This window comes from Edaphosphingomonas laterariae, assembly GCF_900188165.1.
In the GTDB taxonomy this organism is placed as follows: Bacteria; Pseudomonadota; Alphaproteobacteria; order Sphingomonadales; family Sphingomonadaceae; genus Sphingomonas_E; species Sphingomonas_E laterariae.
Window position 1 is genome coordinate 31,630 of record NZ_FZOS01000029.1, and the last position, 11,492, is coordinate 43,121.

Below are 11,492 nucleotides of genomic sequence, written 5' to 3' on the forward strand. Positions count from 1 at the left end.
CGGCGGATCAGAAATCGGTCCAGTCGTCCTGCGCCGCCGGATCCATGGCGAGCGCAAGGTTGCCGGCAACCGCCGGACGCGACACCGGCTGCGGCGCCGAACGCTGGGCCGGCCGGGCAGGCGCGGCGCGCGCGATGCGCTGCTGGCCGAGCCGGAAATGCTGGACCAGCGTGATCAACTGATCCGCTTCCGCCTCCAGATTGCGCGCGGCGGCGGCCGATTGCTCAACCATCGCGGCGTTCTGCTGCGTCATCTTGTCCATGTCGGCGGCGGCGCTGTTCACCTGCTGCATGCTCGCCGCCTGCGCCTCGGCCGATGTCGAGATGCGGTTCGCCAGCCCCGCAATCTCCGAAATCTTGGTCAGCATGCGATCGAGCACCTGCCCAGTCTGGCCGACAAGCTGGACCCCCGATTCCACCTGCTTCGAACTTGCCCCGATCAGGCCCTTGATGTCCTTGGCGGCATCGGCCGACCGCTGGGCCAGCGCACGCACTTCGTTGGCGACGACGGCAAAGCCCTTGCCGGCATCCCCCGCGCGCGCCGCTTCCACGCCCGCGTTCAGCGCCAGCAAATTGGTCTGGAATGCGATGCCGTCGATCACCCCGATGATCTGCGCGATTTCCTGCGCCGATTTCTCGATGCCGTCCATCGCCTCGATCGCCTCGCGGACCACGCGGCCGCCTTCATTGGCATCGGCCTGCGCGTCGCCCACCGAATTATTGACCAGCGCGGCCCCTTGCGCGGTATCGCGCACCGCCTGGGTGATCTGGTCCATCGCCGCGGCGGTTTCCTCCAGCGACGCGGCCTGCTGCTCGGTCCGGCGCGAAAGATCGTCGGTCGCCTGGCTGATTTCCGATGCGCCCGTATTGATGCTGTCGGCGGTATCGGAAACCTGCATCAGCGTGTCGCGCATGCGCAGCCGCATCGAATTGAAATCGTCGACCAGCTTGGCATAGCTCGCTGGCAGGCCATCCAGCTCGGCGGTGAAATCGCCCTGGGCCAGCCGGTCCATCGCCTGCCCCACCTTGTCGATCACCGCCACCCGGGCAGCTTCCTCCGCACGGAAATAGGCGGACAAGGCGATATCCATGTCGACCAGCGCGCATTTCACCAGCGTGCTCACCACCCGCGCGATCTGCTTGCCGCCCAGCCGGGCGCGCAGCGATTCCGTCAGCAGACGGCCGATCATCGCTTCCAGCACCAGCGCATAGCCGCCGATATACCAGGTCGGCTCCAGCCCGATCCGGGCGTGGACGTTGCCGATCGTTTCGGCCTTGGCCACATAGCGTTCGTCCATGCGGCTGGAAAACATGTCGCGCCAATGATCGAGCTGCTTGCCCTTGGCGTGGTTGATCATCGCCGTGGACGAAAAGAAGCGCGCGGTTTCCGGCGTCTCCTGCACCTTCGCGTAAAAGCGATCCAGCGCATCCGGCGCGGCCCGCTCGACGGCGCGGGCGATTTCGGGGAACACGGCGTAATTATTCTCGTCGAGGCTGAAATAGTTCACGGGGAAACTCGATTCCGTAAAAGATGTCACCGGCATGCGGGGGGGCGATCCGGCCTGCAATGCGCAGACGGATAGGCCGCACTGGTTAACATCCGATTGGGCGTCCTCCCTGAATTATAGGACGACGGGGCGGAGAAACCGGTGGAATCCCGCCAAAATTTCACATCTGCCCAAAGCCGAAATCGTTACGGATTCGTCATCAATATTAAGCGTGGCGCCGTGCGCGACGCCGCCCCGGCCGGTCAGTCGCGGAACACCACCGTGTTCGCGCCGTTCAGCAGCGCGCGTCCTTCGAGGTGGAAGCCCACCGCGCGGGCAAGCACGCGCCGCTCGATGTCGCGGCCCTTGCGCACCAGATCCTCGGGTGTGTCCGCGTGGCTCACCCGTTCGACATCCTGTTCGATGATCGGCCCTTCATCGAGGTCCGCGGTCACATAATGCGCGGTCGCCCCGATCAGCTTCACGCCACGCGCATGCGCCTGATGATAGGGCTTGGCGCCCTTGAAGCCCGGCAGGAAACTGTGGTGGATGTTGATGCACCGGCCCGAAAGCCAACCCGCCAGATCGTCGGACAGGATCTGCATGTAACGGGCCAGAACCACGAGGTCCGCGCCGCTTTCGGTGACGATCGTCTTGAGCTGCGCTTCCTGCTCCGCCTTGGTCGCCGCCGTTACCGGCAGGTGATGGAAGGGGATGCCGTCCAGATCGAGCGTGCGATAGGTTTCGCGCGGATGGTTGGAAACCACGCCGGCAATGTCCATCGCCAGTTCGCCGATCCGCCAGCGATAGACCAGATCGACAAGGCAATGATCGAACTTGGAAACAAGGATCAGCACGCGCTGCCGTTCGGCCTGCGCGCGCAATCGCCACGCCATGCCGAAGCCATCGGCCAGCGCCGCGAACTCACGCTCCAGCGCCGCCGGATCGCCGGGCAGCGTGAACACCACCCGCATGAAGAAGCGATCGGTGGCCGCATCGTCGAACTGGTTGGCTTCGCGAATGTCGCCGCCATGGTCGAACAGGATTTTCGACACCCCGGCGACAATACCGGGCTGGTTGCGACAAGAAAGCGTGAGGAGATGGCTGGCGGTCATGGCGGGCTTCCATGGCAGCGGCGGCGCCTGTCGACAAGATGGGCCCGTGCGAACCTTCCATTTGGGGGCGCTCCATTCGCCTCCGTCCCTTTGGCCCCCTCCATTTGGCTCCCGTCCATTTGGCCCCGTCCATTTGGATCGCATCCATTTGGACGACGCGGGCCGCGTCGATCTGGCCCATGATCGTTCCAATCGAAGAAGGATTGGTGCGCAATGGCCAGGAAATTGAAAGCGGTGGTGATCGGTGCGGGCATGGCGGGGATTCTCGCCGCGATCCGGCTGAAGGAACTGGGGCATGATGTGACCGTGCTTGAAAAGGCCGATCGGGTCGGCGGCACCTGGCGCGAAAACCGCTATGCGGGCCTCCATTGCGACGTGCCGGCGCACGCTTACACCTACAGCTTCGCGCCCAATCCCGATTGGAGCCGCCATCTTTCGCCCGGCCCCGAAATCCAGCTCTATTTCGAAAAGGTCGCCGACGATCATGGCGTCACGGCGCTCACCCGCTTCGGCCAGGAAGTGTCGGAAGCCCGCTGGGATGACGCGGCCAACCAGTGGAAGATCGAAACCAAGGCGGGCCTCAAGCTCGACGCCGATATCCTGATCGCGGCCACCGGCGTGCTCCACCACCCGAAGATGCCCGACATCGAAGGGCTGGACAGCTTCGCCGGCACCGCCTTCCACAGCGCGCGCTGGCAGGACGGCATCGATCTCGCCGGCAAGCGCATCGGCATTATCGGCAATGGCTCCACCGGTGTGCAGATCGTCTCGGCGCTGGCCGGCGTCGCCGCCAAAACCGTGCATTTCCAGCGTTCACCGCAGTGGATCATGCCTGTCGAGAACGAATTTTATTCGGACGAACAGCGCGCCGCCTTCCGCGCCGATCCCAAGCTGGTCGATGCGATCCGCTACGCGCCCGAATATGAAGCCAATGTCCGCCGCTTTTCCGAAGCGATCAACGACATGGATTCCGAAGCGATCCACCAGATCGAATGGGTGGTCGCCAACCATCTCGAAACCTCGGTCGCCGATCCGGTGCTGCGCGAAAAGCTGCGCCCCAATTATCGCGCGGCGTGCAAGCGCCTGATCTTCTCGTGGGATTATTACGAAAAGGTCCAGCAGCCGACAGTCGATGTCGTGACCGACGGGATCGAGCGGATCGAGCCGGCCGGCGTGCGTGATCGTGCGGGCAATCTGCACGAACTCGACGTGCTGATCCTCGCCACCGGCTTCCACGCCGATCGCTTCGTCCGCCCGATCAACATGATCGGTCGTGGCGGCGCCGCGCTCAACGACGTGTGGGCAAAGCGTCCGTCGGCCTATCTTGCCGTCGCCGTGCCCGATTTCCCCAACATGTTCCTGCTCAACGGCCCGACCGGCCCGGTCGGCAATTTCTCGCTGATCGACATCGCCGAAAAGCAGTGGGGCTATATCAGCCAGCTTATCGCCAGGATCGCCGATGGCGAGATCGCCAGCGCCGCTGCAAGCCATGCCGCGATGGCCGATTATGACGAGCGCCGCATCGCGGCCGCCAAGAAGACGATCTTCGCCTCGGGCTGCTCCAGCTGGTATCTCGATGCCGAAGGCGTGCCCGCGAGCTGGCCGTGGAGCTACGACGCCTTCACCCAGGCGATGACCACGCCCAAGCTGGACGATTTCGACCTCGCGGCCTGATCGCGTCCCTTATCGTCACTTGCGGCCACCGCCGCTTCCGCGCCAAACATCGCCGTCCCCTTTCATGGGGGGCGGCGATGTTCTGTTATTGGCGAGGATCACGGCATGACGCTTCCCACCCGACGGATCGGCCCCTTCACCGTCTCGGCGATCGGGCTCGGCTGCATGAACCTCAGCCATGCTTATGGCCGCCTGCCCAGCGAGGCCGATGGCATCCGCCTGCTCGAACGCGCGCTCGATCTCGGCGTCACCTTCCTCGATACCGCAGCGCTCTACGGCTATGGCGGCAATGAACGGCTGATCGGCAAGAGCGTGATGCGCCGCAAGGACGAGTTCACGCTCGCCAGCAAATGCGTGCTGGACGTGTTCGACGGCGAACGCGGGCTGAATGGTCGCCCCGAAGCGATCGCGAAGACGCTCGATCAGGCGCTCGTCCGGCTCGGCACCGATCATATCGACCTCTATTATCTCCACCGGCTCGATCCGCAGGTTCCGATCGAGGATTCGGTGGGGGCGCTCGCCCGCGCAAAGGAGGCCGGCAAGATCGGCGCGCTCGGCCTGTCCGAAATATCCGCCGCCACCATCCGACGCGCCCATGCCGTCCACCCGATCGCGGCGGTGCAGAGCGAATATTCGCCCTGCGTCCGCAACCCGGAAGTGGCGGTGCTCGATGCCTGCCGCGAACTGGGCATAGGCTTCGTCGCCTTTTCGCCCGTCGCGCGCGGCTATCTTGCCGACGCGATCGCGCATGATCGGTATGAGGAGGATGATATCCGCGCGATCATGCCGCGCTTCGTCGAACCGCAGCTTTCCAGCAATCTCGCGCTGCTCGCCCGCTTCCGCGATTTAGCGCGCGGCTCGGGCATCACGCCTGCCCAGCTCGCGCTTGGCTGGGTGCTCGCGCAGGGGGACGATATCGTGCCGATCCCCGGCACGCGCAGCATCGCCCATCTGGAAGAAGACGTCGCGGCCGCGCATGTCGCGCTCTCCGCCGATACCATCGCGGCGGTCGATGCGATCTTCACCCCCGGCGCCATGGCCGGCCCACGTTATTCGCCCGCCATGCAGGCGACGATCGACACCGAATTGCTACCGGAAGAAATGGCGGACGCCTGACCGCAAAGGGGAGTGGGCGGCCCGCGCCGCCCTCCCCCGCACCCGTCAATCCAGCCGCATGCCCGGCCGCCAGCCGCTTTGCGCCAGAAAGGCCTTGGGATCGCGCATTTTGATGATGTCGCGCACCGCCGCCTGCTTGTCGCGCGCCTGCTGATAATAAGCCTTAACGATGCGATATCCCACCCAATAGCCCAGATCACCCGGCCATTCGGCGGTGCCCCGGCCGTTGTAGATCCAGCGGGATTTCAGTGCCGTCTGATCCTGTTCGGCAACAAACGCGCGCTCCACCTCCGCCTCGCGGCCCCTGGCCCATTCGTGCAGATTGATATAGCTCACCGATCCGGTCATCAGCTCGCCGATGAACTCGGCCCCGCCTTCCATCACCGCCGCGCGCAACACGGTTTCGTTGGGATCTTCCACCTGCGCGCCGGGCTGCTGCACGTGCACATATTCATGCCCGATCAGGTGGACGAAGCGTTCCTCCATGTCCGGGTTGAAATAGTCGACGGCGCACAGTGATTCGAGCCCGACCATCACGCCCGATGCATTGGCCGTGCCCGCTGTCCGCCCACGCCCCACCGCCACCGTTACCGGCGGAAAGATCGCCGCGGGATAGAGCGTGCCCAGCTTGGCCAGCATCGGCGCCAGCCGCGTCTTCACCGCCGGCAACACCGCCGCGCAGCGCCGGGCATCGGCGTAAAGCGTCGGCCGCTCGGCAATCGCCGCCGCGATCCGTTCACCGCTGAAGCGGCGTAGCCGCGCGAACTCGGCCAGCCCCGCCGTGCCCTTGTCCAGATAGTCCTGCTGGATCTGCGTTGCCGTCGGCGTGCCGCCCGCCGCATCATATACGGCATAGAAGCGGGTAACGTCCTCGGTGTGAATCTCCGGCCCGCGCGGTGCCGCGCCGGTCAGGGCAAAGGCGATGACGCCTGCAAGCAAGATGCGTTTCATGCCCCTGGCATAAACCGCCAGCTCGTCGCAAGCCATTGAAAATGCCATGCCTGAACGTGTCAGGCGGCCGTGCCCGGCGCCTCCCAGCCATAACGCCGGTCCAGCTTGGTCAACTGGCTGGTAAAGCCTTCACGCTGCATTTCGGTGAATGCGGCGTCATGCATCGGGCTCAGCGTCACCACCATCCGCACCCGCCCTTCGGACAGGGGAAAGAACTCAACCAGCATCGTGCTGTCATATGGCGCCACGCCCGGCAGAAAATCGATGATGTGGGTCAGTTCCAGCCGCTCATAGGGCCTGAACTCGGTGAAGGTGCCGCGCGTTTCGTGGCTCGGCGGCTGGCCGACCGCCTTCATCTCCGCCACCATCTCGGGCGTGTCCGCCACCATGTCATAATGCAGCGCCCCGCCCAGCCGCGCTTCCAGCCTGTGCACGTCGGCGCGAAAATCCTGCGGGCCCCACCAGGAGGCAAAGCCCTCGCTGGTCGTCCACAGCGCCCATAACTCCTCGGCCGTCGCCTTATAGGTGCGCTCGATGACGATGCTCGCCGCGATCCTGTCGGTCATACTGCCGGCTCCTCATCCGTTTCGTTCTGTGCCTGCCGGGTGGCGAGCGCGGCACCGAAGCGATCGAGCCGCGCCTCCCAAAGCCCGCGATATTTGGCCAGCCAGTCATCCAGTTCACGGAACGGATCGGGCTTCAGCGAATAGAGCCGCCGCTGCCCGTCCGGCCGCACGACTACGAACCCGGCCTCGTGCAGGATGCGCAGATGGCGGGATACGCCCGATTGGTGAATACCCACATCGTCGACGAGGTCGTTCACCTGCCGCTCCCCGTGGCTCAACGCATCGAGCACGCGGCGGCGTGTCGGATCGGCCAGGGTCTGGAACATATCGAATTGCATGATGGTGCATATACACCATCATGCATATACAGTCAAAGCCAACGGTATCGCGCGGGGCCAGTGATCAAGCCGGCCCCGCTATCCCGCGATCAGTTGCCGGGAATGATCGGCGGCACGACGCCCTTCTCTGCCGCATAAACGTTCCAGGACTTCACCAGATCGGCGAGCAGTTCGCGATTGTCGCGGCTGAGATCATGGACCTCACCCGGATCCTTATCCATGTCGAACAGTTGCCAGCGGCCCGACCCGGTGGGCGGCGGAATGTGGACCGCCTTCCAGTTGCCGCGCCGCACATAACGGCGGCCGAACATCTCGCCGGCGGCGAACACAGGCGGCAGAACCTCGGCCTTCGCGCCGGGGGCAATCCGCGCGGCGAAGGAAATGCCCTGCGGGGCGATCACATCCTTGCCCTTATAATGGGCAAGATCGGCTTGGACGCCCGCATAATCCAGCAATGTCGGCACCACGTCGCGCACCGAAACATAGCTGCTTTCGATCCCGCCCCTCAGATGCGCGGGATAGCTGATGAACGCCGTCACGCGCGTGCCGCCCTCGGTCGGGAACGACTTATATTTGCGGAACGGCGCGGACGCCGCCTCCGCCCAGTTCGGCCCATACCACACATAGGACTGCGCCGAACCGATCGATTCCAGCCGGTTGTCGGCGCTGGCGAGCATCGCCTTCCCCGCTTCGGGAATGATGAACGACTTGTCGAGCTCGTGGCCCTCCGGGCCATTGTCCGACAGGAACATCACCACCGTATTTTCGTCGAGCCCGCGCTTCTTGAGCGCCGCCATCAGCCGGCCGATATTCTGGTCCACGCGATCGACCATCGCCGCATAGACTTCCATCTTGCGTGCCTCGACCTTCTTAACGTCATCGGGCAGCGCCGCCCAGCGATCCGGCGATGTCGGCGCATGCGCCTCCACATTGGGGGCAATCAAGTTAAGCGACTTCAGCCGGGCGAGCCGCTGTTCGCGCAACACATCATAACCGGCATCATATTTGCCGGCATAACGCTTGATGTCTTCCGGCAGCGCGTGCAGCGGATAATGCGGCGCGGTCAGCGCGAGATAGCCGAAGAACGGCCGCTTATCGCCAGCTTCCGGCAGGAAATCGATCAGCCGATCGGTAAAATAGTCGGTCGAATAAAACTGATCGGGAATGCTCACCGCCTTGCCGTCGAGCGTGTAGACGAGGCCGACATTCGGCATATCGGGGCGCTTGCGATCCTTGTCCGTGCCGAAATGATTGTGCCCGCCGCCGAGCATCGAGAAGGACCGTTCGAACCCGCGCGCCGCCGGGTTGGCCGCCGGGTCATAGCCCAGATGCCATTTGCCCGAATGGATCGTCTTGTAGCCGGCGTCGCGCAGACGCTCGGCGATCGTCACCACCCGGTTGTTCAGATAGCCCTCATAGCCCGGCCTGCCGGCCTGATTATCCTGAATCAGTTCGGGAAAGTTGCCGATCCCGGTCTGGTGATGGTCCACCCCGGTCAGCAATTCCGCCCGCGTCGGCGCGCAGACCGGCGTGGCGTGGAAATTGCTGAAACGCACGCCCTTGGTGGCCAGCGCGTCGAGATTGGGGGTGCGGATCTCGCTGCCGAACGCGCCGAGATCGGAAAAGCCCATGTCGTCGACGATGACGACGATGATGTTGGGCCGGCCCGCCTGGGCGGCGGGTGCCGCCTGCGCCGGCGCGATCGCCATGGGGCTTGCCATGCCGGCAAGCGCGGTCGCCGCCAGCATCGTCTTGAACAGGTTCATTGCCGATCCTCCCGTCGTGCCGGCCCTCTTTCGCCGGCTTCAGCGCGTTTTCAGATTTTGGTTCGCAGGGTGATGCCATAAGTGCGCGGATCGCCGGTGCCGCCGCTATACTGGCCGGTATTGAAGGCGCCCGGCCCGATCGTGTTGAAATATTTGGTGTCGAACAGGTTGCGCGCGAAGATCGACGCATCCCAATTGCCATCGGGCGATCGCACGCCAAGTGCGATGTTGGTCAGGCCATAGCCGTCGACCACGGCATCGGCGGCCAGATTATAGGTCGCGTTGAACTTGGACCGATAGCTGTAGTTCAGGTTGAAATAGGCTTCGGAATCCGTGTCCAGCCCGACCGCATATTCGCCGCCCGCCGCCGCCGAATATTTGGAAACGCCCGGCAGCGAACGCCCGCTCAGATCGCACACCGGCACCGAATATTCGATCGGGCACGGCGCATTCTCGAAATTGCGGTAGGTCGCGTCGATATAGCTGCCCGACGCGAACAGGCTGAGCCCGGGCACCAGCCGCAAGGTCGCGTCCGCCTCCAGCCCGCGCGAACGCACGGTGCCGACATTGGCGATATAGGCGGTCAGCGCGACGGCGGTGTCGATCTGCTGGCTCTGATAATTATGGATCTCGGTCGAGAAGGCCGACAGGTTCAGCGTCAACCGCCGGTCAAGCAGCGTGGATTTGATGCCGACCTCGAAATTGTCGACCTTTTCGGGCGCGATGGTGGGCGGCGCGCCCGTCGCGTTGAGGTTGAGGCCACCCGACTTATAGCCGCGCGAATAGGTGCCATAGGCCATCACGTCGGGCGTGAACTTGTAGGACAGGGTCAAGAGGCCCGAAATATTGTCCTCGCTGGTCTTGGCCGTATAGCGCGGAATATCGCGGCCGAAGGCGTTGCGGATCGCCTGCGCGCCCATCGCGATCTGCCCCGGCGTCAGCGTCGGCCCACGCTGCACCTGTTCGAAGAAACCGTCCTTCTTCTCATAGGTGTAACGCAGGCCGCCGGTCAGGTCGAAACCCTCGGCAATGTGCCAGATGAGCTGGCCGAACGCCGCATAGCTCTTGGTATCGGCGCGCGCCGTGCCGTCGACGAACAGGCCGTTGAGCGCGGCCTGCGCGCCGGCCGATGCCTGCGTGCTGCCCATCGCCGGCCCGATGATCCACAAGGCCGCGTCCGGCCCGTATTTCGTGAAGATCTTGTCGTCGATCCGCTGCGAGAAATAATAGAGGCCGGCGACATAATCGATCGTATCGCCGTCGTTCGACGCGATCCGCAGCTCCTGGCTGAACTGCTCCTGCTTTTCGTAGATGCCGGCATCGGTGAAGATGTCGAGGCCGATGGTGTCGGCGTCGATCTCCGGCGTGTAGGACAGCGAACGCCAGGCCGTGACCGACGTGATCGTGGCGCTGCCCAGATCGAGATCGGCAATGCCGCTAATACCGTCGGTCTTGACCTTCAGGCCGAGTGGCCGGTTGAGATCGAGCTTGCGGGCGAACGGATCGATCGGCAGCGGCGTGTAGCCGAAGCGTGCCGCGCGGGCGTAGAAATCGTTGGGCACGGCCGATCCATCAAGCCGCGTCTGGCGCACCGTCGTCATCGAACCGATGCAGCAATCCTGCTGCAGATCGCTATGGTCGGCGATCAGCCGCAGCGAGAAATTGTCGGTCGGCTTGAACAGCAACTGCCCGCGCACCGAAAAGCTGCGCAGATCATTCTTGCGCGATCCATCGCGAACATTGACGCTGAATCCCTTGTCGCGGATCGTGTCGGTCACGCTCACCCGCACCGCCAGGGTGTCGGTGATCGGCGCGCTTCCGCTCGCGCGCAACTGGGTCAGCTGGTAATTGCCGATGCTCAGTTCGCCACGAACCTCGGGATCGAAGGATGGCGCGCGCGTCGTGATGTTGATCGCGCCGGCGGTGGTGTTCTTGCCGAACAACGTCCCCTGCGGGCCGCGCAGCACCTCCAGCCGTTCCAGATCATACAGGTCGAACGCCGCCTGCGTGGGGCGGCTGTAATAGACCTGATCGACATAGATGCCGACGCCATATTCCACGCCCAGGCTGGCAAAGGCCGGGGTCGCGCCGAGCCCGCGAATATTAATGTTCGTCTGCCGTGCGTTGGTCGCGGTGATCTGCAGGCTGGGCGCCAGCTGCGCCACCTGCGTCAGCCCCATGGTGCCGGGAACGGCCACCTGTTCGTCGTTCAGCGCGGTCAGGGCGATCGGCACGTCCTGCGCGCGTTCGGTGCGCCGCCGCGCGGTGACGACGATCGTGTCGCCGGTATCGACGGCGGTGCGCGCCGTCCTTTCGGCTGCCGGTGCCGGTGCCGGTGCCGGGGGCTGTTCCTGAGCGGCGGCCGGGATGGCCATCACCGCCGCACTAGGCGTCGTGGACAAAGCTTGACGGCGTGACTCTGGATTGATTCAAGGCTGCTTTTGGGAGGCAGCGTTGGGCGAGCGGATCGGCGTGTCGGA

9 protein-coding genes are annotated in these 11,492 nt (G+C 64.3%); 2 read left to right on the forward strand and 7 right to left on the reverse strand.

Annotated elements, in window-relative coordinates:
- Nucleotides 1–7: 7 nt before the first annotated feature.
- Nucleotides 8–1,507 (reverse strand): methyl-accepting chemotaxis protein, encoded by a 1,500-nt coding sequence (locus CHB74_RS17790; RefSeq protein ID WP_342746614.1) that lies wholly within the window; start codon nucleotides 1,505–1,507, stop codon nucleotides 8–10.
- 242 nt (nucleotides 1,508–1,749) lie between these two features.
- Nucleotides 1,750–2,601 (reverse strand): formyltetrahydrofolate deformylase, encoded by an 852-nt coding sequence (gene purU / locus CHB74_RS17795; RefSeq protein WP_089220881.1) that lies wholly within the window; start codon nucleotides 2,599–2,601, stop codon nucleotides 1,750–1,752.
- 213 nt (nucleotides 2,602–2,814) lie between these two features.
- Between purU and CHB74_RS17800 the strand changes: the two genes are divergently transcribed.
- Both CHB74_RS17800 and CHB74_RS17805 read left to right on the forward strand, forming a co-directional pair.
- Complete coding sequence (locus CHB74_RS17800; protein ID WP_089220882.1) at nucleotides 2,815–4,275, forward strand: flavin-containing monooxygenase; 1,461 nt, start codon at nucleotides 2,815–2,817, stop codon at nucleotides 4,273–4,275.
- Nucleotides 4,276–4,380: 105 nt separating this feature from the next.
- Complete coding sequence (locus CHB74_RS17805; protein ID WP_089220883.1) at nucleotides 4,381–5,391, forward strand: aldo/keto reductase; 1,011 nt, start codon at nucleotides 4,381–4,383, stop codon at nucleotides 5,389–5,391.
- 45 nt (nucleotides 5,392–5,436) lie between these two features.
- Here CHB74_RS17805 and CHB74_RS17810 read toward each other — a convergent pair whose 3' ends face one another.
- From CHB74_RS17810 to CHB74_RS17830, 5 genes are all read right to left on the reverse strand, one after another.
- The gene (locus CHB74_RS17810; RefSeq protein ID WP_218821462.1) at nucleotides 5,437–6,342 is read right to left on the reverse strand and encodes a DUF2268 domain-containing putative Zn-dependent protease; all 906 of its coding nucleotides are present in this window, start codon (nucleotides 6,340–6,342) and stop codon (nucleotides 5,437–5,439) included.
- Nucleotides 6,343–6,401: 59 nt separating this feature from the next.
- Nucleotides 6,402–6,908 carry an SRPBCC family protein gene (locus CHB74_RS17815; protein ID WP_089220885.1) on the reverse strand — a complete coding sequence of 169 codons (507 nt, stop codon included), beginning with the start codon at nucleotides 6,906–6,908 and terminating at the stop codon, nucleotides 6,402–6,404.
- Entirely contained in the window at nucleotides 6,905–7,246 is a 342-nt protein-coding gene (locus CHB74_RS17820; protein ID WP_089220886.1) for an ArsR/SmtB family transcription factor, read from the reverse strand. The genes CHB74_RS17815 and CHB74_RS17820 overlap by 4 nt, the downstream gene beginning before the upstream one ends.
- 89 nt (nucleotides 7,247–7,335) lie before the next feature.
- Entirely contained in the window at nucleotides 7,336–9,012 is a 1,677-nt protein-coding gene (locus CHB74_RS17825; protein ID WP_089220887.1) for an arylsulfatase, read from the reverse strand.
- A gap of 50 nt (nucleotides 9,013–9,062) precedes the next feature.
- Nucleotides 9,063–11,387 (reverse strand): TonB-dependent receptor, encoded by a 2,325-nt coding sequence (locus tag CHB74_RS17830; protein WP_089220888.1) that lies wholly within the window; start codon nucleotides 11,385–11,387, stop codon nucleotides 9,063–9,065.
- Between the last annotated feature and the right edge of the window lie 105 nt (nucleotides 11,388–11,492).